The sequence below is a fragment of the Variovorax sp. dw_308 genome (assembly GCF_019207085.1).
GTDB lineage: Bacteria > Pseudomonadota > Gammaproteobacteria > Burkholderiales > Burkholderiaceae_C > Variovorax.
In genome coordinates, this window is sequence record NZ_JAATOM010000002.1 from 271514 (window position 1) to 294579 (window position 23066).

23 protein-coding genes are annotated in these 23066 nt (G+C 65.5%); 5 read left to right on the forward strand and 18 right to left on the reverse strand.

Going from position 1 to position 23066, the window contains the following annotated elements; translation table 11 throughout:
- Positions 1-43: 43 nt before the first annotated feature.
- Positions 44-568 carry a DUF4124 domain-containing protein gene (locus tag HCU76_RS04505; RefSeq protein ID WP_218508590.1) on the forward strand — a complete coding sequence of 175 codons (525 nt, stop codon included), beginning with the start codon at positions 44-46 and terminating at the stop codon, positions 566-568.
- 81 nt (positions 569-649) lie between these two features.
- On the opposite strand, the gene HCU76_RS04510 is transcribed toward HCU76_RS04505, so the two are convergent.
- Positions 650-1003, reverse strand: coding sequence for an RnfH family protein (locus tag HCU76_RS04510; RefSeq protein WP_218508591.1), 354 nt, complete (start codon positions 1001-1003; stop codon positions 650-652).
- Positions 1000-1452 carry a type II toxin-antitoxin system RatA family toxin gene (locus HCU76_RS04515; RefSeq protein WP_218508592.1) on the reverse strand — a complete coding sequence of 151 codons (453 nt, stop codon included), beginning with the start codon at positions 1450-1452 and terminating at the stop codon, positions 1000-1002. The genes HCU76_RS04510 and HCU76_RS04515 overlap by 4 nt, the downstream gene beginning before the upstream one ends.
- A 63-nt stretch (positions 1453-1515) precedes the next feature.
- Here HCU76_RS04515 and smpB point away from each other — a divergent pair, with 63 nt between their 5' ends.
- Both smpB and HCU76_RS04525 read left to right on the forward strand, forming a co-directional pair.
- Positions 1516-1995: an SsrA-binding protein SmpB gene (smpB, locus tag HCU76_RS04520; RefSeq protein ID WP_218508593.1), complete on the forward strand. Its 480-nt coding sequence runs from the start codon at positions 1516-1518 to the stop codon at positions 1993-1995.
- 98 nt (positions 1996-2093) lie between these two features.
- On the forward strand, positions 2094-2486 hold the full coding sequence (locus HCU76_RS04525) for an ATP-binding protein (RefSeq protein ID WP_213954898.1): 393 nt from the start codon (positions 2094-2096) through the stop codon (positions 2484-2486).
- Positions 2487-2541: 55 nt separating this feature from the next.
- Here HCU76_RS04525 and HCU76_RS04530 read toward each other — a convergent pair whose 3' ends face one another.
- The 15 genes from HCU76_RS04530 to HCU76_RS04600 form a co-directional block, all read right to left on the reverse strand.
- Positions 2542-3381: a DMT family transporter gene (locus HCU76_RS04530; protein ID WP_213954961.1), complete on the reverse strand. Its 840-nt coding sequence runs from the start codon at positions 3379-3381 to the stop codon at positions 2542-2544.
- A gap of 29 nt (positions 3382-3410) precedes the next feature.
- Entirely contained in the window at positions 3411-4250 is an 840-nt protein-coding gene (locus HCU76_RS04535) for a hypothetical protein (RefSeq protein ID WP_218508594.1), read from the reverse strand.
- Between the two features lie 7 nt (positions 4251-4257).
- Positions 4258-6093, reverse strand: a complete 1836-nt coding sequence (gene typA, locus HCU76_RS04540) for a translational GTPase TypA (protein ID WP_218508595.1) — start codon at positions 6091-6093, stop codon at positions 4258-4260.
- The gene (gene truB / locus HCU76_RS04545; RefSeq protein WP_218508776.1) at positions 6090-7136 is read right to left on the reverse strand and encodes a tRNA pseudouridine(55) synthase TruB; all 1047 of its coding nucleotides are present in this window, start codon (positions 7134-7136) and stop codon (positions 6090-6092) included. The genes typA and truB overlap by 4 nt, the downstream gene beginning before the upstream one ends.
- Positions 7137-7221: 85 nt before the next feature.
- On the reverse strand, positions 7222-7593 hold the full coding sequence (rbfA, locus tag HCU76_RS04550; RefSeq protein WP_213954895.1) for a 30S ribosome-binding factor RbfA: 372 nt from the start codon (positions 7591-7593) through the stop codon (positions 7222-7224).
- Between the two features lie 16 nt (positions 7594-7609).
- On the reverse strand, positions 7610-8062 hold the full coding sequence (locus tag HCU76_RS04555; protein WP_213954894.1) for a hypothetical protein: 453 nt from the start codon (positions 8060-8062) through the stop codon (positions 7610-7612).
- A gap of 68 nt (positions 8063-8130) precedes the next feature.
- The gene (gene infB, locus HCU76_RS04560) at positions 8131-11088 is read right to left on the reverse strand and encodes a translation initiation factor IF-2 (RefSeq protein ID WP_213954893.1); all 2958 of its coding nucleotides are present in this window, start codon (positions 11086-11088) and stop codon (positions 8131-8133) included.
- A 24-nt stretch (positions 11089-11112) separates the two neighbouring features.
- Positions 11113-12597 (reverse strand): transcription termination factor NusA, encoded by a 1485-nt coding sequence (gene nusA, locus HCU76_RS04565; RefSeq protein WP_213954892.1) that lies wholly within the window; start codon positions 12595-12597, stop codon positions 11113-11115.
- 17 nt (positions 12598-12614) lie between these two features.
- Positions 12615-13208, reverse strand: a complete 594-nt coding sequence (rimP, locus tag HCU76_RS04570; protein WP_213954891.1) for a ribosome maturation factor RimP — start codon at positions 13206-13208, stop codon at positions 12615-12617.
- Positions 13209-13512: 304 nt separating this feature from the next.
- A complete protein-coding gene (locus tag HCU76_RS04575; RefSeq protein WP_213954959.1) occupies positions 13513-14637 on the reverse strand; it encodes a YbfB/YjiJ family MFS transporter in 1125 nt (374 codons plus the stop codon).
- 124 nt (positions 14638-14761) lie between these two features.
- Positions 14762-16372, reverse strand: coding sequence for an ABC transporter ATP-binding protein (locus tag HCU76_RS04580; protein WP_213954890.1), 1611 nt, complete (start codon positions 16370-16372; stop codon positions 14762-14764).
- Positions 16369-16557 (reverse strand): hypothetical protein, encoded by a 189-nt coding sequence (locus tag HCU76_RS04585; RefSeq protein ID WP_218508596.1) that lies wholly within the window; start codon positions 16555-16557, stop codon positions 16369-16371. The genes HCU76_RS04580 and HCU76_RS04585 overlap by 4 nt, the downstream gene beginning before the upstream one ends.
- Complete coding sequence (locus HCU76_RS04590) at positions 16554-17585, reverse strand: ABC transporter permease (protein WP_213954889.1); 1032 nt, start codon at positions 17583-17585, stop codon at positions 16554-16556. The genes HCU76_RS04585 and HCU76_RS04590 overlap by 4 nt, the downstream gene beginning before the upstream one ends.
- A 4-nt stretch (positions 17586-17589) precedes the next feature.
- On the reverse strand, positions 17590-18603 hold the full coding sequence (locus HCU76_RS04595; protein WP_213954888.1) for a microcin C ABC transporter permease YejB: 1014 nt from the start codon (positions 18601-18603) through the stop codon (positions 17590-17592).
- A gap of 9 nt (positions 18604-18612) precedes the next feature.
- The gene (locus tag HCU76_RS04600; protein ID WP_213954887.1) at positions 18613-20451 is read right to left on the reverse strand and encodes an extracellular solute-binding protein; all 1839 of its coding nucleotides are present in this window, start codon (positions 20449-20451) and stop codon (positions 18613-18615) included.
- A gap of 38 nt (positions 20452-20489) precedes the next feature.
- On the opposite strand from HCU76_RS04600, the gene fabI reads away from it, so the two are divergent.
- Both fabI and HCU76_RS04610 read left to right on the forward strand, forming a co-directional pair.
- Positions 20490-21281, forward strand: a complete 792-nt coding sequence (gene fabI / locus HCU76_RS04605; RefSeq protein WP_213954886.1) for an enoyl-ACP reductase FabI — start codon at positions 20490-20492, stop codon at positions 21279-21281.
- Positions 21282-21352: 71 nt separating this feature from the next.
- Positions 21353-22201 carry a DNA ligase gene (locus HCU76_RS04610; RefSeq protein ID WP_213954885.1) on the forward strand — a complete coding sequence of 283 codons (849 nt, stop codon included), beginning with the start codon at positions 21353-21355 and terminating at the stop codon, positions 22199-22201.
- A 45-nt stretch (positions 22202-22246) separates the two neighbouring features.
- Here the strand turns inward: HCU76_RS04610 and phnX are convergent, their stop codons facing one another.
- Complete coding sequence (phnX, locus tag HCU76_RS04615; protein ID WP_213954884.1) at positions 22247-23062, reverse strand: phosphonoacetaldehyde hydrolase; 816 nt, start codon at positions 23060-23062, stop codon at positions 22247-22249.
- Between the last annotated feature and the right edge of the window lie 4 nt (positions 23063-23066).

Below are 23066 nucleotides of genomic sequence, written 5' to 3' on the forward strand. Positions count from 1 at the left end.
CACTTCCGTAACAATCGCTCACACAACCCCTAAACTGCCACCAATGAAACTCGCGCACGTCCTGGTTCTTGGTTTCGCCTGTGTGCTGCCGCTGGCCGCGAGCGCGCAGTGGCAGTGGGTCGACAGCGCGGGCAAGACGGTTTTCAGCGACCAGCCCCCGTCACTCGACGTGCCGGAAAAGAACATCGTGCGCCGGCCCGCCAACGCCCGCGGCGCACCCCGAGTGAACCCTGACGCCGTGCCGCCCGCCGGCGCGGATGCTGCGACCGCCGCACCCCAGCCTGCGGCCGCCAGCGCCCCGAAGCCCACCGGCGTCGACAAGGAACTCGAGGAAAAGGCGCGCAAGGCCGCAGATGCCGAGAAGGCCAGGAAGGCCGCCGAGGAAGCGAAGATCGCCAAGGCCAAGGCCGACAACTGCGCGCAGGCGCGCCAAAGCAAGTCCACCTTCGACAGCGGCATCCGCGTCGCCCGCGTCAACGCCAGCGGCGAACGCGAGATCCTCGACGACGCCCAGCGCGCCGCCGAAGTAAAGCGGGCGCAGGCGGCCATCGACCAGAACTGCAGGTAACGTCAACAGACGACTGAAATGCCTGGACGCCGCGGCGGCGTCCTTGCGGGATGAGACGCGAGGGCAGCGCGCCCCATCATGTCAGTACCCGGGCTTGCCACCCTCGCGCCGTCTGGCGAACAGCCCGGTCGCGCGTGCCCCTTGCCGCCGAAAGCGTTCGCGACGCGCCACCTTAGGGTCTACCGTGAGCGGGCGGCACAACTCGACACGGTCGCCCTCAACCAAGGCCTGCTGCCATTCGACAGCCCGCCCCCAAACGCCGACCGACATCGCGGCCCAATCGAGCGCTGGAAAGCGCGATGGCAGTTCGCTGGCCAGCACCGCATCGCGGGCCGTTGCATGTGCGGGCAGCGTCAACCCCTGCTCGAACACCTCGCGCGGCGCCGGTGAACAAACCAGGGTGACGTACAACCAGTGCTCCAGGGGGTCGGTCATCCTGGCGGCTTGTCGTAGACCTGTTCGGCGCGCTTGACGAATGCCTCGACCAGGCTGGACGCGATCTTGTCGAACACCGGCCCGACCAGCTTCTCGAGCGCGAAGTTGCTGAAGCTGTAGCTCAGGTTCAGGTCGACGCGGCAGGCGCGTTCGCCCTCCCCGCCCACGGGCTGGAACTTCCAGACGCCATCGAGATTGGAGAACGGCCCGCTGATCAGCTTGAGTTGGACCTCGCGGCCCGGCACCTGCGTGTTGCGGGTGGTGAAGCTCTGGTGGATGCCGCCGAAGGCGAGGCCGACCTCGGCGGTCATGCCGTCCTCGTGCTGCTGGACCACCTTCGAGCGATCGCACCACGGCAGGAACTCAGGATACCGGGCCACGTCCGTCACCAATGCGTACATCTCCTCGGCGCTGTACCAGATCAGGACGGACTTGTGGACTGTTTTCATAGAATGGGCACGAGCGTGCGCGACGGATTGTATTGAAGCCATGCAGACCCCAAATCAAGCACCATGGCCACCAAGAAAAAAGCAAACCCCTCCTCCCGCATCGCCGACAACAAGAAGGCGGCGTACAACTATTTCTTCGAAGAACGCTTCGAGGCCGGCATGGTGCTCGAAGGCTGGGAGGTGAAGTCGCTGCGCGAAGGCAAGGTGCAGCTCACCGATGGCTACGTGATGATCCGCGACGGCGAGATGTTCATCGTCGGCTGCCAGATCAACCCGCTGCGCAGCGCCTCCACCCACACCACGCCCGATTCCATCCGCACCAAGAAGCTGCTGCTGCACAAGGAGCAGATCCGGCGTCTCACCGGCAAGGTCGAGCAGAAGGGCTACACGCTGGTGCCGCTCAACCTGCACTGGAAGGCCGGCAAGGTGAAGTGCGAGATCGCATTGGCCAAGGGCAAGGCCGAACACGACAAGCGCGACACCATCAAGGACCGCGAAGGCAAGCGCGAAGTCGAGCGCGCCATGAAGAGCCGCAACAGGTAGTTCGCCACCTATCTTCAGTGGGTCCGGCATAAACTGCCGTGTCGCAACGAATGCCTTTGTTGTGTCGATTCACTTAACACTGAAGGGGAAACCTCATCATGATCACCAAACTGTTCAGCGCCTCCGTCGTCGCGGTGGCCTTGCTTTCCGGCTGCGGCAGCATGTCAATGACACCCGACGCGCCGACCCGCACCTCCGACGGCGTGCTGATCGGCCCCAATGGCATGACGCTCTACACCTTCAACAAGGATGCTGCCGACAGCGGCAAGTCGACTTGCAACGGCGCATGCGCCACCAACTGGCCCCCGCTGATGGCGCCCGATTCGCCCAAGCAGCCCATGGGCCCCTACACCATCGTCATGCGTGACGACGGCAAGAAGCAATGGGCCTACAAGGGCTGGCCGCTCTACTACTGGGCCAAGGACGCCAAGCCGGGCGACAAGACTGGCGCCGGCATGATGAACGGCGCCTGGGCCGTGGCCAAGCCCTGATTGATGGATGGATGCGCGCCATCCAGCACAGATGGCGCGCGGCGGCGCCGCTTCTTCAGTTGCGCTGCCGCCATCCCAGCCATTCGTTGACCACCAGCGCGCCGATCACGAGCGCACCGCCGGTCAACACGCTCGGCGCAGGCGTTTCGCCGGCGCCGACCCAGGCCAGCCCAATCCCGAACAGCACTTCCAGCAGCGACAGCAATGCCACCTCGGGCGCCTTCAGCACCTTGGCGCAGAGCACCGAGAGCACGCAGGGAATCGCGAGCTGGAACAAGCCCAGGTACGCCAGCAGTTCCAGGTCATGCGCATTGGCCTGAAACGGCCAGGCCAAGGGTAGCGTCACCAACGCCGACAGCGCCGCACCGATCAACACGGCCGGAACCAGGTCGACATCGTGACCGGTGGCGTGGGCATGCTGCACCACGGTCCAATTGCAGGCGAGCGCCAACGGCACGCACAACGCAACGAAAGTGCCGGTCATCGGGCCCTGGCCGAACTGCTGGCCGTACATCCACGCAATGCCGACGCCCGCCACCGCGATGGCGCCCCAGGTGCGCGCCGGCAGCTTGTGACCGATGAAGATGCGCGCCCCCAGCGCGGTGAACAAGGGGCCGACCGACATCGTCACCAGCACGTTGGCGGTCGTGGTGATGGTCAAGGCCACCATGAAAGCGGTGAACATCACGCACCAGCAAAGGCCCGACACCCAAAGCGCCCCGCCGCCCTGCCTGATCCTGGTGAAGACAGCCCGACCTTGCCAAGCCGGCAGGATCACCAGCAGCGCCAGCGCCGTGAACAGGCTGCGCCAGAACGTGACCTCGAAGCTGCGGGCCGCCTCGAGATGCCGCGTCACCACGCCAGCCGTGGCCCACATCAGCGTCACGACCACCATCAACCAGGCTGCCTGCGTGTGCGGCAGTTTCAAGGCTTGCCCCCGGCGGGCGGCAGGCCGTCATTCGATCCAAGCAGGCACAGGCCCGTGCACCGGATATCGCCCAGCGCATCGACGATCCGCTGCAGCGCCTCGCGCTGCGGGCCCGTGGCAAGCTGCGCTGGCGGCGGCAACATGCGGAGGGCAAAGGCGCGCGACACCAGCGGCAGCCCCCGCGCATGCACGCGTGCGAGTTCCGACATGGTGTCGAGCAGCGCGCAGTAGGAAGGCCCGAAGCGAGGATCGGCAAAGCAGGAAGCCACGCCGGCATAGAGCTGCAGCAGCGAGTTCTGGGCGCGCTTCAATCCGCCGAGCCGCAACTGCGAGGTTTGTGCCGCGCCGAGCTTCTGCAGCATGGCTTCGGCCAGCAACACCTGCCGGGCGATGCAGCGCGCCACGAAGGGCTGCAGCACCGCGAGTTCGTCCTGGTAGTCGACCACGTTCTGCACCACGACCTTGGCATCGGCGACACCTTGCTGCACGGCATTGAAGCTCGTGTAGGCCGTGATCGCTGCCCGGGTGCGATCGCACACCTGCGACAAGGCAGCCAGGTCCTCGGGCGTGTAACGCAAGTCATCGACGAAGCGCGCCGAGTCACCGAGCAGCCGCAGCACGACGCCGCCCTGCGCGTCGGCCAGACGCGGCATCTCCTCGGGATGCAGCGAACGCAATCCGTCAAAGGCCTGGCCGGCCTGGGCATGCGCGGTCAGGGGCAGGTCGGACCCTGCGCGAGCGAGTGGCGCCAGCGCTGCCAGCGCGAACAGAAACCAGACGATCGCGAACCGTTGCCACCCGTTGAAGGTGGCAACCGGGGCGCCCCTTCCCGACACCCTCGACTCAGGCGGCCGTTTCGCGGGAAGCGCGCTTGCGTTCATGTTCCTTCAGGAAGCGCTTGCGCAGGCGCACGCTCTTCGGCGTGATCTCGACCAGCTCGTCGTCCTCAATGAATTCCACGCCGTATTCGAGCGTGAGTTCGATCGGCGGCGTGATCTTGATCGCGTCTTCCTTGCCCGAGACACGGAAGTTGGTCAGCTGCTTGGTGCGTGTGGCGTTCACCACCAGGTCGTTGTCGCGGCTGTGGATGCCGACGATCATGCCTTCGTACACCGGGTCGTTGGCACGCACGAACATGCGGCCGCGGTCGTCCAGCTTGCCCAGGGCGTAGGTGAAGATCTCGCCGTCGTCCATCGAGATCAGTACGCCGTTCTTGCGGCTGCCGATGTCGCCCTTGTGCGCCTCGTAGCTGTCGAAAATGTTGCTGATGAGGCCCGAGCCACGGGTCAGGTTCAGGAATTCGTTGGTGAAGCCGATCAGGCCACGCGCCGGAATGCGGTACTCCAGGCGCACGCGCCCGCGACCGTCCGGCTCCATGTTGACCAGTTCGCCCTTGCGTTCGCCAAGCGCCTGCATCACGCCGCCCTGGTGCTGGTCCTCGATATCGGCCGTCACCAGTTCGATGGGCTCGTGCTTTTCGCCGTCGACGGTGCGGAACACCACGCGCGGCTTCGAGACGGCCATTTCATAGCCTTCGCGACGCATGTTTTCCAGCAGGATGGTCAGGTGCAGTTCGCCGCGACCCATGACCTCGAAGATGCCTTCTTCGTCGGTCTCGTTCACGCGCAGAGCCACGTTGTGCTGCAGTTCCTTCTGCAGGCGGTCCCAGATCTGGCGGCTGGTGACGAACTTGCCTTCGCGGCCGGCCAGCGGGCTGGTGTTGACGCAGAAGTTCATGGTCAGCGTCGGCTCGTCGACCTTGAGCATCGGCAGCGGCGCCGGGTTGGTCGGGTCGGTCACGGTCACGCCGATTCCGATGTCGGTGATGCCGTTGATCAGCACGATCTCGCCCGGACCGGCTTCGGAGGCCTGCACGCGGTCCAGGCCCTGGAAGGTCAGCACCTGGTTGACGCGGCCCTTGATCGCCTTGCCGTCCGGGCCTTCCATGACGACCACGTCCATCATGGGCTTGATCGTGCCCTGGCTGATGCGGCCCACGCCGATGCGGCCGACGAAGGTCGAGAAGTCGAGTGCCGAGATCTGCAGTTGCAGCGGCGCGTCCGGGTCGCCCTTCTGGGCCGGCACGTGCTGCAGGATGGTGTTGAACAGGGCCGACATGTCGGGGCCCCACTGCTCGCCTTGCGGGCCTTCCTCGAGCGACGACCAGCCGTTGATGCCGGAGGCATAGACCACGGGAAAGTCGAGCTGTTCGTCGGTCGCGCCGAGCTTGTCGAACAGGTCGAAGGCGGCATTGACCACCTTGTCGGGGTTCGCGCCGGGCTTGTCGACCTTGTTGACCACCAGGATGGGCTTCAGGCCGAGCGCCAGCGCCTTCTTGGTCACGAAGCGCGTCTGCGGCATCGGGCCTTCCTGCGCATCGATCAGCAGCACCACGCCGTCGACCATCGACAGCGCGCGCTCCACTTCACCGCCGAAGTCCGCGTGGCCGGGAGTGTCGACGATGTTGATGTGCGTACCTTCCCAGGTCACGGCGCAGTTCTTGGCCAGGATGGTGATGCCGCGCTCTTTTTCGATCGCGTTGTTGTCCATCACGGTGTCGACCACTTTCTCGTGCTCGGCAAAGGTGCCGGACTGGCGCAGCAGCTGGTCGACCATCGTGGTCTTGCCGTGGTCGACGTGGGCAATGATGGCAATGTTGCGGATCTGTTTGGTACTCATGGTGTCGTCTCGCAAGGAGTTGCGTTCAAAAGGATTTGCTGGATTTCGATGGGGTTCAGCAGGCGCCCCGGAATCAGTTCGCCGGCCGTGATGCGGGCCGTGCCGAGGAAGGCAAGATCACCCTCACGCGCACCCTCTCCCGCATGCGGGAGGGGGAGTGAATTGCCCCCTCTCCCGTCTGCGGGAAAGGGTTGGGGTGAGGGCAAGCCCGGCCCAAAAACAGCCACTTCGCCCGCGTCCGCCCACTGCCCGCGTCGACGCAGGCCGGACAGGAAGCGCGCTGCATCTTCCGTGCCGAGCATGACACGGCTGTGGCCGGCCACCAGCGCTTCGGCCGGGAGCAGTTGCGCGAGCCGTTCGTCTTCGCTCATGGCTTCAAGTGCTTCGAGCGTGATGCATTGCGATTCGTCGAAGTCGCCCGTGGCGGTACGGCGCAGCGAGTTCAGGTGCGCACCGCAACCGAGCGCTTCGCCAATGTCTTCGCCGAGGGTACGGATGTAGGTGCCCTTGCTCACGGTCGCCTTGATGCGGACATCGGGTGTCGACGCAATGGCCTCCACCAGCAACTTGTGGATGACGACGTCGCGCGCCGCGCGCTCGATCTCGATGCCTTCGCGGGCGTACTCGTAGAGCGCCTTGCCGTCCTTCTTGAGGGCGCTGTGCATCGGCGGCGTCTGGCGAATCGGGCCGGTGAATTGCACTTCGACGCGCGCCAGGTCTTCGGGAGTGACATGGACGGGCCGTTCGGCGATCACTTCGCCTTCCGCATCGCCGGTGGACGTCTTCACGCCCAGACGCGCGGTGGCGACATAGGTCTTGTCCGCATCGAGTTGCAGTTGACTGAACTTGGTCGCCGCGCCAAAACACAGCGGCAGCACGCCGGTCGCCAGCGGATCAAGCGTGCCCGTGTGCCCCGCCTTCTCGGCGCGCAGCAGCCACTTGGCCTTCTGCAAGGCCTGGTTGCTGGAGAGCCCCAGCGGTTTGTCGAGCAGCAACACCCCATGCACAGGGCGCCGCTGCACCCTTGTGCGTGGCGCGGCAATGTCGCCCCCACGGCTTTCGACTGCGTGTAAATGCCTGCCCCCCAAGGGGGCCTTCGCTCCCTGGGGCGGCCCGGCGGTGCTCAAGCTATTCCTCTTTGGAGCGCGAGGCGACGGCTTGCGCAATGAGCTTGTTCATGTCGGCAGCACGCTCGGTGGTGCGGTCGAACAGGAAGTGCAGCGTGGGCACGGTGTGGATGTGCAGGCGCTTGAACAGGCCGGCACGCAGGAAGCCGGCCGCCTGGTTCAATGCCTCGGTGGTCTCGACCGGATCGCCGGTGAGCACGCTGAAGAACACCTTCGCGTGCGCGTAATCCGGCGTCACCTCGACCGCCTGGAGCGTAACCATGCCCACACGCGGGTCCTTCAACTCGCGCGCGATCAACTCCGTCAGATCGCGCTGGATCTGATCGGCCACCTTGAAGGCGCGGTTGGGGGCGGCTGCTTTGCGTTTTGGCATTCAGTTCAGTTCTGACTTATTCGCGGGACTCGAGCTTCTTCTGCGCCGCACATTTCTGGTAAACGGGGCCGAGGGCTTGCATTTCCTGCATCAGGGTTTGCTCGAATTCCTGCTTCGAATAGTCCCACGGATTGGCCTCGTAGAGAAATCTGCACATGGGCTTCGATACCTTGTGACCGGCTGACAGGCATTTGACATTCAAAAGCTTATCCAGCTCCTCTAGGTTGTCGCGCTCAAACTGTTCGCGACCTCGCTCCATGACAGCGTACTTGCGATTTTGCAATGCACACATCGCGGTGAGGGCAAAGCCCTCGCCGGTCCTGTACTCGACGCCGGGCCACTCCGACCGATCCGTTGCTGTGGCGCTTCCTGCGGCAACCACAGTCAGCGCGACCAACGCCACACTCCGCGCCATGGTCCGGCTCAGCAAGCCTCGCGCCACGCCGGACGAAAGATCACGAATGATCATTTTCATCCCTTGCATGGACGCGAACAAGCACGACGCCTCACTTCAACTCCGGAAGATCCGCTCGACGCTTACAACGTCCGCGCAATCTCCTTGACTTCGAAGAACTCGAGCTGATCGCCCTCTTTGATGTCGTTGTAGTTCTTCAGCTTGATACCGCACTCGAAACCTTCGCGGACTTCGCGAACGTCGTCCTTCATGCGCTTGAGCGAGTCGATTTCGCCGGTGTAGACCACGACGTTGTCGCGCAGCAGGCGGAAATGCGAGCTGCGGGTGACATGGCCAGCCGTGATGTACGAACCCGCCACCGTGCCGATCTTCGACGCGACGAACACCGTCCGGATCTCGGCCGCGCCGATGATCTCTTCGCGGCGCTCGGGCGCCAGCATGCCGGACATCGCCACCTTCACCTCATCCACGGCGTCGTAAATGATGCTGTAGTAGTTCAGCTGCACGCCGTTGCCTTCGGCCAGCTTGCGCGCGCCGGCATCGGCCCGCACGTTGAAGCCGATGACCACGGCCTTCGAAGCGATCGCGAGGTTGATGTCGCTTTCGCTGATGCCGCCGACGCCTGCATAGACGATCTGCACCTTGACTTCTTCGGTCGCCAGCTTGAGCAGCGATTGCGCAAGGGCTTCCTGCGAGCCTTGCACGTCGGCCTTGATGATGATGCGCAGCGTCTGCACTTCGCCCGCCGACAGGTCCGTGAACATGTTCGACAGGTTCGCGGCTTGCTGCTTGGCCAGCTTGGTGTTGCGGAACTTGCCGGCACGGTAAGTGGCGATTTCGCGCGCACGGCGCTCGTCGGCCATCACCATGAACTCGTCGCCCGCTTGCGGCACTTCGGTCAGGCCCTGGATTTCCACCGGGATCGACGGACCCGCCGTCTTGATGGACTTGCCGTCTTCGTCGAGCATGGCGCGCACGCGGCCATAGGTCGAACCTGCCAGCACCACGTCGCCGGTCTTGAGCGTGCCGGACTGCACCAGCACGGTCGCGACCGGGCCGCGGCCCTTGTCGAGTTGAGCTTCGATGACCAGACCCTTGGCGGCGGCGTCGACCGGCGCCTTGAGCTCGAGCACTTCGGCTTGCAGCAGCACCTGTTCGAGCAGGTTGTCGATGCCCTGGCCCGTCTTGGCGGACACCGGCACGAACGGCACGTCGCCGCCGTATTCTTCGGGCACGACCTCTTCAGCCACCAGTTCCTGCTTGACGCGGTCCAGGTTGGCATCGGGCTTGTCGACCTTGTTGATCGCGACCACGATCGGCACACCCGCCGCCTTCGCGTGCTTGATGGCTTCCTTGGTCTGCGGCATGACGCCGTCGTCGGCTGCCACCACGAGGATGACGATGTCGGTTGCTTGCGCGCCACGGGCACGCATGGCGGTGAACGCCTCGTGGCCCGGGGTGTCCAGGAAGGACACCATGCCGCGTTCGGTCTCGACGTGATAGGCGCCAATGTGCTGCGTGATGCCGCCGGCTTCGCCCGCGGCAACCTTGGCGCGGCGGATGTAGTCCAGCAGCGAGGTCTTGCCGTGGTCGACGTGACCCATGACGGTCACGACCGGTGCGCGCGGCAGCAGTTCCGCCGTCTGTGCCGACACGTCGTCGTCAGTGAAGGCTTCCGGATCGTCCAGCGCCGCAACCACGGCGTTGTGACCCAGCTCTTCCACCACGATCATGGCGGTGTCCTGGTCGAGCGACTGGTTGATGGTCGCCATCATGCCGAGCTTCATCAATTGCTTGATGACCTCTTGCGCCTTGACGGCCATCTTGTGGGCCAGCTCGGCCACGGTGATGGTTTCCGGCACATGCACTTCGAGCACGCGCGCCTCGACCGGCGCGGCTTGTTGATGCTCTTCCGGGCCTCCACGGTCATTGCCGCGACGGCCGCGCGGGCCACCGCGCCAGTTGCCGCGTCCAACGCCGCCACTGGCGTCGCCACGGGTCTTGATTTCCTTCTTCTTGGCCGGATCGCCCGCCCAGCTCGACGAGAGCTTGGCCGACTTGACGTCCTTGCTGCCCGGCGCTGCCGCTGCAGCACCCGGCGCGGCAGCAGGCGCACCCGGACGAGCCGCCGGCGTGGCAGGCTTGTGGAGCGTGCCCTTGACGGCCGGCTTCGGCTGTTCCTTCTCGGGCGCCTTGTGCGGCACCAGCACGCGGGCCGGCGCATTCATCATGGCGCGGATGGCTTCGGCCTCGGCCAGCGCCTTGCGGCGGCGTTCGTCGAGGTCCTTGGCGCGGGCGGCCTCCTCGTCGGCACGGGCCTTCGAATCCGCCGCGGCCTTGGCTTTGGCGTCTTCCTTGACTTGCGCTGCGGCAGCATCGGCAACCGCCTTGTCGGCAGCGGCCTTCGCGGCCACGGCCTTGGCGGCCTCTTCGGCGGCGACAGCCTTGGGCGTGGTCTTGACAGGCGGGACGGGCGGTGCCGCTTCCTTCAGCTTCGCTGCGTCGGCAGCAGCGGCGGCTGCGGCTTCCGCCTTGGCAGCCTGCTCGGCCTTTTCAGCCTTCTCCGCGCGCTCGGCCTGCTCGCGTTCGCGGGCCTCGGCCTCTTCGCGGACACGACGCTTCTCGACGAGTTCTTCCTCTTGGCGGCGGATCAGCTCGGCCTGGCGACGCGCTTCCTCTTCGCGGCGGGCCAGTTCGGCGCCGTCGATCTGAGGGGCCGCGGGTGCCTGCGCAACCGGCGCGGCCACTTGGGGCGCCTCGGGCGCGGGCGCATGGGCCTCGTCGCGCTGGATGAAGGTGCGTTTCTTGCGCACTTCCACCTGGATGGTGCGCGCCCGGCCGGTGGCGTCGGCCTGCTTGATCTCGCTGGTCGACTTCTTCGTCAGCGTGATCTTCTTGCGCTCGGGCTCGACCGTGCCGTGGCTGGCCTTGAGATGGCCGAGCAGGCGCTGCTTGTCCTGCTCGGTGAGCGCGTCGGACGCGGCCGCTTTGGGCACGCCTGCGCTCTTGAGCTGGTCAAGAAGAGTTTCGGGGGTCTTTTTGAGTTCGTTCGCGAACTCGGCGACTGTGGTGCTGGACATATGTGCTTTGAGCCTCCATGACCGTCAAGCCTGGCCGGCGAACCAATGTTCGCGGGCTTTCAGGATGAGGGCTTTGGCGTCATCGGCGCTTTGGCCGGTGATCTCGGTGAGTTCGTCGACCGCGAGGTCGGCCAGGTCGTCACGGGTGTGGACACCCGCCTCGGCCAACTTGGGAATGAGTTCGTGGTCGAGTCCTTCGAGGTCGCGCAGGTTCTGCGAAACGGTCTCGACGTTCTCTTCCTTGGCGATCTCCATCGTCAACAACGCATCCTTGGCGCGCGAACGCAGTTCGTTGATGGTGTCTTCGTCGAAGCTCTCGATTTCGAGCAGCTCGGAGATCGGCACATACGCCACTTCCTCGAGGCTGGTGAAGCCTTCGGAAATAAGGATGTCCGCGATTTCCTCGTCGACGTCGAGTTTTTCCATGAACAGCTTGCGGCTGGCGTCGGTCTCGACGGCCTGCTTCTGGGCCGATTCGTTGGCGTCCATGATGTTGATCTTCCAACCCGTGAGGTCGGAAGCCAGGCGCACGTTCTGTCCGCCGCGGCCGATGGCAATGGCGAGGTTTTCCTCGTCGACCACCACGTCCATGGCGTGCTTTTCTTCGTCGACCACGATCGACGACACGTTGGCCGGAGCTAGCGCGCCGATCACGAATTGCGCCGGGTCTTCGCTCCACAGCACGATGTCGACGCGCTCGCCGGCGAGTTCGTTCGTGACCGCATTGACGCGGGTTCCACGCACACCGACGCAGGTGCCGATCGGGTCGACACGCTTGTCATGCGAGAGCACGGCGATCTTGGCGCGCGAACCCGGGTCGCGGGCGCAGCTCTTGATTTCCAACAGGCCCTGCTCGATCTCGGGCACTTCCTGGCGGAACAGCTCGATCATGAACTCGGGCGCCGAACGCGACAGGATGATCGGCGCGCCGCGCAGCGTCAGGTCGACTTCCATGATCATGGCGCGCACGCGGTCGCCATTGCGCAGGTTTTCCTTGGCGATCATCTCGCTGCGGCGCAGGCGTCCTTCGACGCGGCCGGCTTCCACGATGATGTCGCCCTTGTCCAGGCGCTTGACGGTGCCGACGAAGATCTTGTCGCCGCGCGACATGAAATCATTGAGCAGCATCTCGCGCTCCGCGTCGCGGATCTTCTGCAGGATCACCTGCTTGGCGGCCATGGCGCCGATGCGGCCGATCGGCACCGATTCCACCGATTCCTCGATGTACTCGTCGACCTCGATGTCGGGCATCTCTTCCTTGGCTTCGAACAGGAGGATTTCCTGGTCGGGCAGCTGCAGGCCGGCCTCGTCGGGAACGACGTGCCAGCGGCGGAAGGTTTCGTAGACGCCGCTGTCGCGGTCGATGGCCACACGGATGTCCACGTCACCCTGGTGAAGTTTCTTGGTGGCTTGCGCCAAGGCGGATTCCACCGCGCCGAACACCACGTCACGTTCGACGTTCTTCTCGCGCGAGATCGCATCCACCAACATCAACATTTCGCGATTCATGCCACTACGCTCCTCGATCAGTCCGGCGACCCGCCGGTTTTGGTCTTGCGACCCTTGAAATCAACGATTGGCGCAAGCCGCGCATCACGCAACTCATCCAATGCAAAGCCCAGCGCCTGCAACGGTGCGGGCGCGCGCTTCTTGCTCACCTTTTGTCCTGGCTTGGGTGCGGGGTCGTCGCTCCAGACGATCTGCCAGCCACCCGACTCGGCCCGCTCCAGCGTGCCCCGAAACTTCTTGCGGCTGGCCGACACATGGCCACCCGCCGCGGCGCCCATGGGCGCCTTGAGCGTCAGGTCGATCACCTCGCCGACGAAACGCTCAAAATCCTTCTCGTGCCGCAGCGGCCTGTCGATACCGGGCGAGGAAACCTCGAGCCGCTTGTATTCGACCTGGTCGACTTCCAGCGCAAACTGGAGCTGCCGCGTGACCTTCTCGCAGTCCTCGACCGTCACGAACGGTTCGGGCGCGCCGGCCACAGCCTCTGAATTGGGGCCAGTCCAGGGCAAATCAATCGTGACGCGCAGCAATCCCCCGGCGGATCTTTCGATCTCGACCAGGTCGTAGCCGAGTCCGGCAACGGTTTGTTCCACTGTCTGCTGCAATGCCACGTGTTCGAATTCGCCTTTGAGTTTGTGCCTGTGCCTGACACTGCCCCGGGCGCCGCCCTGACCGTGCGGCAGTGTCGAAATCGATCGACCAAAAAAAACGGGCGGTTGGTACCCGCCCGTTTGGTCGTGAGCCTCGAATTATATGCCAGTTATGTTTCAGTTGCGACGAAATAGCTCATGGATCGCGCCTGCCCAGCGACGATTCGGACGAACTGCGGCTTGAACGGCAGCTTTGAAACATTGTGTTTCCATTGATGCGCGCGCCGCACGGGGGACAGCAAGGCGGCAAGCGCTTCCGGAGCGTTTATCCCCTCTTGCGCCACACCATGACGAACAACACGCTCCCGCCCATGAGCGCCGCCGCCGCCGCCAGCAGCGGCACCGCGAAGCTGCCCGTGGCGTGCGCCAACGGCGCGGCGAACAAGGGGCCGACGATCTGGCCGACGCCGTAAGAGGCGGTGGCATACCCGATCAGGCCGGCGGCCGCGTTGCCGCGCAGGCGCCGCGCCTCGCGCACTGCGAACAGCGTGATGGCGGTGAACGGCAGGCCCAGCAGGACGCTGCCCAGCGTGAAGCCCACGACCGTCGGCCAGACCACCGAGAGCAACACTCCGAGCGCCTGCAGCGCGCATCCGGCGGCCAGCAGCAGGCGGTTGTCCCAATGCGAGGGCATGCGCGCACCGATGATCGCGCCGGGCACGATGGCCAGGCCGAACAGGGGCCAGAACAGGTCGGGCCAGGGCGAGCCCGGCAGCGCCTGCCGGGCGATCACCGGCAGGAAAGTCGCGGTGATGATGTAGCCGAAACCGGCGATGCCATAGAGCGCCACCAGCCAGCGCGCATCGCTGCGCGCCGCGGCCAGTGCGTGGGCGGCCGGCGGCGATGCGGCCGGCGCGGCAGCCGCGCCGCCAGCGGCGCCATCGTCGAAGACGCGCCAGATCAGCGCGACCAGCAACAGCGCGACCAGGCCGAAGCCTATCCATGCGGCCGTCGAACCCCAACGTCCCACCACACCGCCCAGCAGCCCTGTTGCGGCAATGCCGATGCCAGGCCCCGCATAGATCACGCCGCCCAGCGCCGGCGCGCCCGTCTCCGCGAGCCGCCGCAGCCCCCAGCCCGAGGCGAACACGAAAACCCAGGCGCTGACGACGCCCGCGGCGCCGCGCAGCACGCCCCAGGCCGCGAAGTCGTTCAACAAGCCCATGCCGAGCAGCAGCGCCGCTGTCGCGATCAATCCACCCCGCACCATCGCGATGGGCCGCAGGTGAATCGCCGCACACGACAGCGCGCCGACGAAGTAGCCGAGGTAGTTCAGCGAAGCGAGCAGGCCGCCGCCCTCGAGGTCCAGCTTTCCCTCCGCCAGCATCACCGGCAGCATCGGCGTGAAGGCGAATCGTCCGATGCCCAGCGCCACCGCCAAGGTCACCATGCAGGCCAGTGCGGCGCGCCAGGCTCCGCGCCTGTTTGCAGCGTCGTCGGTTACGGGCTGGCTCACCAACTGACCTTCGCGCTGCGCGCTTCGGTGCGAGCGCCTTCGAGCGGCCGGGCGGCGCTCATGACTGAATCAACGCCGAAGCGACCAGTTGCCGGGTGTAGGGGTGGCGCGGCGCGTCCAGCACCTGGTCGACGTGGCCGGCTTCGAGGATCGCGCCGTCCTTCATCACGATGACCTCATGCGCCATCGCGCGGATCACTTCGACGTCGTGCGTGATCAGCAGGTAGCTCAGGCCGCGCTCGCGCTGCAGGCGCTGGAGCAGGCTCAGCACCTGCTTCTGGATGGTGACGTCGAGCGCGCTGGTCGGTTCGTCGAGCACCAGCAGTCGCGGGTTCACGATCAGCGCACGTGCGATGGCGATGCGCTGGCGTTGCCCACCGGAGAACTCGTGCGGATAGCGGTCGAGCAGGGACGGGAACTGCGCCTCGGTCAGGCCCACGTCGTTCAAAGCGGCCAAGCTGCGCACGCGGCGCGCGGCGGTGTCAAGCGCAGGCTCATGCACCTTCAGGCCTTCACCGACGATCTGCTCGACGGTCATGCGGGGCGAGAGCGAGGAGAACGGGTCCTGGAACACCACCTGCATGACGCGTCGCAAGGCCCGATCGGCGGCGCCATTGCCGGTCCATGCCTTGCCGGCGATGCCGAGCGTGCCTTCGTGGCGCAACAGACCGAGCGCCGCGAGTGCCAGTGTCGACTTGCCGGAACCCGATTCACCGACGACGCCCAGCGTCTGGCCCTGCGCAATGGCCAGGTCCGCGCCCTGCACGGCGACGAACGCGCCCTTGCTGAACCAACCGCGCAGGCCCGGCATTGGCACCGGGTAGGTCACGCGCAGTCCCTTGGCCTGCAACACTGCGTCGCCGCCCTGCCCCTGCGCCGGCACCACGTCGCGCTCGGGGCGGCTGTCGATGAGCTTTCGCGTGTAGGGATGCTGCGGCGCGTCGAACACGGTGCGCACCGGTCCGTGCTCGACGATGTGGCCGTTCTCCATCACTGCCACGCGGTCAGCGAAATGGCGCACCAGGTTGAGGTCGTGCGTGATCAGCAGCACCGCCATGCCGTGTTTGGCCTGCAGGCCGGCCAGCAACGCGAGGATCTGGGCGCGCACGGTCACGTCGAGGGCGGTGGTCGGCTCGTCGGCCAGCAACAGGCGCGGCTTGCAGGCCAGCGCCATCGCGATCATGGCGCGCTGACGTTGCCCGCCGGAGAGCTGGTGGGGGAAGGACAACGCACGCCGCCCCGGCTCGGGAATGCCGGTTTCCGCGAGCAGCTTGACCGCCGCCGCATGCGCCTCGCGCTTTGACAGCCCCTCGTGCAGTTCGAGCACCTCGGCGACTTGGTCGCCCACCGGATACAGCGCGTTGAGCGCGGTCATCGGCTCCTGGAAGATCATCGCGATCTCCTTGCCGCGGATGCCGCGCAGTTGCTGCTCCGGCAAGGACAGCAGGTCGCGCGCGTCGCCGCCTTGGCCATGAAAGGTCGCAACGCCGCCCAGCTCGGCGTTCTGCACCAGCCGCAGCAGCGACAGCGCCGTCACCGTCTTGCCCGAGCCGGATTCGCCTACGAGCGCCAGTTTCTCTCCCGCGGCCACCTGGAAGTCGATGCCATGCACCACTTCCTTGCCGCCGAAGGCCACGCGCAGGTTCCGGACGTCGAGCAAGGGGGTCATGGGGATACGGATCCAGGTACGGGATCGGACAGCCGAACGCAGAAGAAATACAAACGTTGCGCAGAAGCCGCAAAAGAACAGCCAGAAGAAACTTTCAGGAATTTCCTTTGCGACTTCTGCGAAACCTTTGCGACTTCTGCGTTCGGCAGTCCGATTTCCGGCTGCCCGATTTCCGGCCGTTTCATCGTTCTGCCTTCCGGGGATCCAGAGCGTCGCGCAAGGCGTCGCCCATGAAGGTCAGCAGCATCAGCGTCAGCACCAGCACGCCGAAGGTCGACAGCGAGATCCACCAGGCGTCGATGTTGGCCTTGCCCTGGCTCAACAACTCGCCGAGCGAGGGCGTACCGGGCGGCACGCCGAGGCCGAGGAAGTCGAGCGAGGTCAGCGCCAGGATGGCGGCGCTCATGCGGAATGGCAGGAAGGTCACGACCGGCACCATGCTGTTCGGCAGGATGTGGCGCCACATGATCTGCAGGTTGCCGACACCCAACGCACGGGCGGCGCGGACGTAGTCCATCTGCCGGTTGCGCAGGAATTCGGCGCGCACGTAGTCCGACAGGCCCATCCAGCCGAACAGGCTCAGCAACACCAGCAGCAGCGCGACGCTGGGCGCGAAGATGGCGCTGAAGATGATGAGCAGGTACAGCTCCGGCATAGAACCCCAGATCTCGATGAAGCGCTGGAAAGCCAGGTCGGTCTTGCCGCCGAAGAAGCCCTGGATCGCGCCGGTGGCGACGCCGAGCACCACGCCGATGACGGTCAGCGCCAGGCCGAACAACACGCTGACACGAAAGCCGTAGATCAACTGCGCGAGCAAGTCGCGGCCCCGATCGTCGCTGCCCAGCAGGTTCGCGCGTGACGGCGGCGCCGGATTGGGCGCCTTGGCGTAGTAGTTGAGCGTCTTCGGTCCGTAGGTATTGGGGGCATAGATCGCCCAGTTGTCACCTTGCGTGATGCGTTGGCGCACGAAGGGGTCGAGATAGTCCGCCGGGGTGTCGAAGTCACCGCCAAAGGTCTTCTCCGCGTAGTCGCGAAACACCGGGAAGTAGGTCTTGCCTTCGTAGCGCACGACCAGGGGCTTGTCTGTGGAAAGCACTTCGGCGAACAGGCTGAGCACCACCAGCGCGGTGAAGAGCGCAAGGCTCCAGAAGCCGAGCCGGTTGCGCTTGAAGCGCAGCCAGGCGCGCTCGCCGGGGCTCAACGAAACGGTCACGGGGCTAGTCAAACTTCACCCTCGGATCGACCCACACATAGCAGAGGTCGCTGATCAGCTTGGTCACCAGCCCGATCAGCGTGAAGAGATACAGCGTGCCCATCACGACCGGATAGTCGCGCCGGATGACGCTCTCATAGCTCAGCAGGCCCAGGCCGTCGAGCGAGAACAGCGTCTCGATCAACAGCGACCCGGTGAAGAAAGCAGTGATGAAGGCCGCGGGAAAACCAGTGACGATGGGGATCAGCGCATTGCGGAACACGTGCTTCCACAGCACCTGCCGTTCACCAAGGCCCTTGGCGCGCGCGGTCAGCACGTACTGCTTGCGGATCTCCTCCAGGAAGGCGTTCTTCGTCAGCATGGCAGTGATCGCGAAGCTGCCCAGAACCATGGCCGTGACGGGCAGCGCGATGTGCCAGAGGTAGTCGACGATCCTCGCTCCCCAACTCAAGCTGTCCCAGTTGGGCGAAGTCAGCCCGCGCAAGGGGAACCACTGCAGTTGCCCTCCGAATACCACGAGTAGCGCCACACCCAGCACAAAGCCCGGGATCGCGTAGCCCACCAGCACGATGAGCGTGGTCCAGAAGTCGAAGCGCGAACCGGCGCGCACGGCCTTGGCCACGCCCAGCGGCACCGCGATCAGGTAGCTGATGAAGAAAGTCCACAAGCCCAGGCTGATCGACACCGGCAGCTTCTCGCGAATCAGCTGGCCCACGGCCTTGTGCTGGAAGAAGCTGTTGCCCAGGTCGAAGCGCGCGAACTGGCCGATCATCTGCCAGAAGCGCTCGGGGGCGGGCTTGTCGAAGCCGTACAGCGCCTTGATCTCGGCGATCTGCTTGGGGTCCAGGGCGCGTGTGGTCGGTCCGCCGGCGATGCGGCTTTCCTTGTCGGTGAGTTGCGACATCAGTTGCTCCGCCGGCCCGCCGGGCACGAACTGCACGATCGCGAAATTCAGCAACAGCACGCCCAGCAAGGTCGGGATGATCAGCAGCAGGCGACGAAGGATGTAGGCGGCCATGTGCGTTGCTCAGGGGTTGGCGTCCCACCACATGGTGAGCAGCCAGAAACCGGCCAGCATGCGTTGCGGCAAGGCCTGCTCGGGCCGGCGCAAGTGGCCCTTGTGCGCGATGAAGTACTGCTTACCGTAATACATGGGAATGACGTAGTGCTGGTGCAGCAAGTAGCGGTCCAGCAGCTGGCTCGCGGTCGACAGCGCCTTGCGGTCGGGTGCGTTGACGATCAGCTCGATGATCTCGTCGAGCACCGGGTCGCTGATGCCGCTCAGGTTCTGGCTGCCCTTCTCGGCCGCCGATGCGGAGCCGAAGTCGTCGTAGAGCTCGTTGCCGGGGCTGGACGAGCCGCCCAGGATGTTGATGGCCAGGTCGAAGTCGAAGTCGTCCTGCTTCTTCTTGATGAGCGTCGCGTCGCGCAGGCGGATCTGCAGCGCGATGCCCAGCTTGGCCAGGTTGCGCGACCAGGCGGTCAGCACCGGCTCGGAACTGCGGTCGGCGATGTCGATGTCCATCACGAAGGCCTGGCCGGCCTGGTCGCGCAAGGCGCCGTCGCGGTAGGTCCAGCCGGCCTCGCGCAGCAGTGCCTGCGCCCGCACGAGATTCCTGCGCAGGCCTTCGGCGCTGTCGCCGGTCGCGGCCGGTCGCGGCAAGGGGCCTTTCACCTGTGCCAGGTAGCGCTGCTTGTTCTTCAGTTGCTCGATCAGCGCCTGCTCATCCGCGCTCACCGCGGGCTGGGCCATCAGGTCGTCGCTGTTCTGGAAGTAGCTCTGCGTGCGCGCGCGCCGCCCGTAGAAGAGGTGCTGGTTCAACCAGTCGAAGTCGAAGGACAGCGCCAGCGCCTCGCGCATCCGCACGTCCTGGAAGCGGGGCTGGCGCAGGTTCAGCACGATGCCCTGCATGCCGGTGGCGCGGCGATGCGAGATTTCGTCCTTGATGATCTCGCCCGAATCGAAGCGCTTGCCCTTGTAGCGGCGAACCCAGGCCAGGATCGAGGTTTCTTCCAGCGCGTCGAGCGCGCCCGTCTTGAGCGACTCCTCCTCGCCGAGCCGGTCCTTGAAGTACTGGTAGCTCACCTCGCCGAAGTTGAACATGCCCTTGCGCACCGGAAGGTCTGCGGCCCAGTAGTCGGGCCGGCGCTTGTAGCTGATGGACTTGCCGAAGTCGACCTTGTCGATCACGTAGGGGCCGGTGGCGATGGGTGGCTCGCTCACCACCTCGTCGAAGGGCTTGCCCTTGCCCCAGTTGGGCGAGAACACCGGCAGTTGGCCGATGATCATGTGCAGCTCCGAGTTCTTGCGCTTGAAGTCGAAGCGGATCACGCGATCGCTGACGACGACCGCCTCCTTCACGTCGGCCCAGTAGGAGCGGAAGGTAGGGCTGGCCCGCTTGCTCATCAGCGTGTCGAAGGAGTACTTCACGTCCTTCGCCAGCACCGGTGTCCCATCGGAAAAGCGCGCCTTGGCATTGAGCCGGAAGGTGACGCTCAGGTGGTCGGCTGCGAGTTCGGCGTCCTCGGCCAGCATGCCATAGTTGGAGAATGGCTCGTCCTCGCTGTGCGTCATCAGCGATTCGAACAGCAGGCTGTATTCCGCGAACACGAAGCCGTTGGCGCTATAGCCCATGCCCACCGGAGGCCGGCCCTTGAGGATGAAGGGATTGAGCTTGTCGAAGGTGCCGCTGGCCGACAGCGTGAGAGAGCCGCCCTTGGGCGCTTCGGGGTTGACGTAGTCCCAGTGCTTGAAGGACCGGCCGTACTTGGGCTCATAACCCATGCCCATGCCGTGCACGGCCCAAGCCGGCCCGCCGAAGCAGGCCGCGCAGAGCATCACCATCGAAAGCAGCCAACCTCGCATGCGAGAATTCTGCCCAAGATTTGAAAGAGGCAACGACCATGGGCTTTCTCGCTGGCAAAAAACTTCTGATCACAGGCGTCCTGAGCAATCGCTCCATCGCCTACGGCATTGCCAGGGCATGCCACGCGCAAGGTGCGGAACTGGCCTTCAGCTATGTAGGCGAGCGCTTCAAGGACCGCATCACCGAGTTCGCCGCCGACTTCGACTCCAGGCTGATCTTTGATTGCGACGTGGGCGACGACGCGCAGATCGACAAGCTGTTCGCGGACCTGTCCCAGACGTGGCCCAAGTTCGACGGCTTCGTGCACAGCATCGGCTTTGCGCCGCGCGAAGCCATCGCGGGCGACTTCCTCGAAGGCCTGTCGCGCGAAGGCTTCAGGATCGCGCACGACATCAGCGCGTACAGCTTCCCGGCAATGGCCAAGGCGGCCCTGCCCTACCTCAACGACAAGTCGGCCTTGCTGACCCTCACCTACCTGGGCTCCGTGCGCGCCCTGCCCAACTACAACACCATGGGACTCGCCAAGGCCAGCCTGGAAGCATCGGTGCGCTACCTGGCCGAATCGCTGGGCCCCAAGGGCATGCGCGTCAACGGCATCAGCGCCGGTCCTATCAAGACCCTGGCGGCCAGCGGCATCAAGGATTTCGGCAAGATGCTCAACGGCGTTGCGAGGACGGCGCCCGTGCGTCGCAACGTGACGATCGACGAAGTGGGCAACGTGGCTGCCTTTCTGTTGAGCGACCTCGCCAGCGGCGTGAGCGCCGAGATCACCTACGTCGACGGCGGCTTCAGCCAGGTCGTAGGGGGCCTGACGGAACCTGCCGCCTGAGTTTTTCGGTTTTCACAAGTGCCGCACCGCTCGGGGAAGGGCGCAAGCGGCCAGCGTATCCAAAGGGAAGTATGTTGAAACGGCGAAATTTTCTCGCCCTGGGCGTTCTGTCATTCAGCCTGGGCAACCCAACGTTCGCGGCGCCAAGGCCCGTGATGCTGGCCGAGGTGTACCGGCCCGGGATGCCGCTCGATGACTATTGGGTCAGCGAGAAATTCGACGGGGTGCGCGGCTATTGGGACGGCAAGCAGTTCTGGACCCGCAATGGCGAACCGATCGTGGCGCCCGCGTGGTTCACCGCACCGATGCCGGGCACCCCGATGGATGGCGAACTCTGGGCGGGCCGGGGCAAGTTCAACCTGGCCACGTCCACGGTGCGCAGCCAGACGCCCAACGGCGCGGCATGGCGCGAGATGCGCTTCATGGTGTTCGACCTGCCCATGCAACCGGGCGACTTCAATGCCCGCCTGGCCGCGTTGAGAAAGCTGCTGCCCGTCACGGCGGCGCCTTGGGTGGTGCTGGTGGCCCAGCAACGCGCGACCACGCCGGCCGAACTGCAGGCCCTGCTGGAGAAGACCCTCAAGCTAGGCGGCGAAGGGCTGATGCTGCACAAGGGGACTTCGCTCTATCGCGGTGAGCGCACCAGCGACCTGCTGAAGTTCAAGCCCTTCGACGATGCGGAGGCGCGGGTGGTGGGCGTCGTGCCTGGCAAGGGCAAGCACGCCGGCCGGCTCGGCGCCTTGGTGGTCGAGACGCCGGAAGGCCAACGCTTCAAGCTGGGCGGCGGTTTCACCGATGCCGACCGCGAAGACCCGCCGCCGGTCGGCGCCTGGGTCACGTACCGCTACAACGGCAAGAACCCGAGCGGCCTGCCGCGGTTCGCGCGCTTCCTGCGAGTGCGCCCCGACCTGGTTGGTTGAGGCAAGGCGCTCCAACGCAGTCAAGCGTTCGACCGCGAAAGCGGATCAGGGCTTGAGGCCCTGCTTCAGCTTTTGCTCGATGTCGTCGAGGACCGGCAGCAGATCGGCGACCGAATCGATCACGTAGTGCGCCCCGGCCGCCTTGAGCCGGGCCGTGGCGCCCTGGCGCAGCGTGTCCTGGCGCTGTTCATCGAGCGCCTGCCATTCCGCGAGCGACAGCCCCATCTCGTTGCCGCTGACCGCCAGGCCCACGGCCCAGGTGCCGGCGTTCACGCCCTCCTCGATGCCGTAGCCGGTGTCGTCGACCTTGACCACGCTGGCCGGTGGCCACACGCCGATGTCGGCGAAGGTGCGGTACATGCCCAGCGGCGACGGACGGCCGGCGGCCAGGTCGCCGGCGCACACCAGGTTGTCCGGCACGTAGCCGCCGGCCGCGGCGATGGGCGTGACGGCGGCCATGATCTCGCGGTTGTAGCCGGTGGTGGAGCCGACCTTCAGGCCGCGTGCGCGGATCGCGTTCACCGTGTCCACCGCGCCGGGAATGAAGTCCGCATATTCGGCGGCGGCCACGGCGCTCATCGGCGTGAAGACTTCGTAGAGATGGTCCACGTCGGCGTCGGTGAAGGCCTTGCCGTGCGCCTTTTCCCATTGCGCGGCGATGCGCGGCAGCGTGCCCAGCGCCTTGATGTGGTCCCACTTGGCCATGCCCATCGGGCCGCGCGCCTCGGCGATCGTGAGGTCGATGTCGAACTTCTCGAACAGCCGCACGAAGGCGCCCATCGGCGCGCATGAGCCGAAGTCGATGATGGTGCCGGCCCAGTCGAAGACGACGGCGCTGAGGGTGGTGGGGTGAGTTGGCATGTCT

Bases quoted from the DNA above. Each gene is read 5' to 3' on its own strand.
- HCU76_RS04525 (WP_213954898.1), top strand. From the start codon at position 2,094: ATGATCACCAAACTGTTCAGCGCCTCCGTCGTCGCGGTGGCCTTGCTT.
- HCU76_RS04610 (WP_213954885.1), top strand. From the start codon at position 21,353: ATGTTGAAACGGCGAAATTTTCTCGCCCTGGGCGTTCTGTCATTCAGC.
- smpB (WP_218508593.1), top strand. From the start codon at position 1,516: ATGGCCACCAAGAAAAAAGCAAACCCCTCCTCCCGCATCGCCGACAAC.
- HCU76_RS04585 (WP_218508596.1), bottom strand. From the start codon at position 16,557: ATGAAACGGCCGGAAATCGGGCAGCCGGAAATCGGACTGCCGAACGCA.
- HCU76_RS04505 (WP_218508590.1), top strand. From the start codon at position 44: ATGAAACTCGCGCACGTCCTGGTTCTTGGTTTCGCCTGTGTGCTGCCG.
- HCU76_RS04580 (WP_213954890.1), bottom strand. From the start codon at position 16,372: ATGACCCCCTTGCTCGACGTCCGGAACCTGCGCGTGGCCTTCGGCGGC.
- HCU76_RS04555 (WP_213954894.1), bottom strand. From the start codon at position 8,062: ATGATCATTCGTGATCTTTCGTCCGGCGTGGCGCGAGGCTTGCTGAGC.
- HCU76_RS04510 (WP_218508591.1), bottom strand. From the start codon at position 1,003: ATGACCGACCCCCTGGAGCACTGGTTGTACGTCACCCTGGTTTGTTCA.
- HCU76_RS04515 (WP_218508592.1), bottom strand. From the start codon at position 1,452: ATGAAAACAGTCCACAAGTCCGTCCTGATCTGGTACAGCGCCGAGGAG.
- nusA (WP_213954892.1), bottom strand. From the start codon at position 12,597: ATGAATCGCGAAATGTTGATGTTGGTGGATGCGATCTCGCGCGAGAAG.
- infB (WP_213954893.1), bottom strand. From the start codon at position 11,088: ATGTCCAGCACCACAGTCGCCGAGTTCGCGAACGAACTCAAAAAGACC.
- typA (WP_218508595.1), bottom strand. From the start codon at position 6,093: ATGAGTACCAAACAGATCCGCAACATTGCCATCATTGCCCACGTCGAC.
- HCU76_RS04595 (WP_213954888.1), bottom strand. From the start codon at position 18,603: ATGGCCGCCTACATCCTTCGTCGCCTGCTGCTGATCATCCCGACCTTG.
- fabI (WP_213954886.1), top strand. From the start codon at position 20,490: ATGGGCTTTCTCGCTGGCAAAAAACTTCTGATCACAGGCGTCCTGAGC.
- HCU76_RS04600 (WP_213954887.1), bottom strand. From the start codon at position 20,451: ATGCGAGGTTGGCTGCTTTCGATGGTGATGCTCTGCGCGGCCTGCTTC.
- rbfA (WP_213954895.1), bottom strand. From the start codon at position 7,593: ATGCCAAAACGCAAAGCAGCCGCCCCCAACCGCGCCTTCAAGGTGGCC.
- phnX (WP_213954884.1), bottom strand. From the start codon at position 23,062: ATGCCAACTCACCCCACCACCCTCAGCGCCGTCGTCTTCGACTGGGCC.
- HCU76_RS04575 (WP_213954959.1), bottom strand. From the start codon at position 14,637: ATGGTGACCTTGGCGGTGGCGCTGGGCATCGGACGATTCGCCTTCACG.
- HCU76_RS04530 (WP_213954961.1), bottom strand. From the start codon at position 3,381: ATGGTGGTCGTGACGCTGATGTGGGCCACGGCTGGCGTGGTGACGCGG.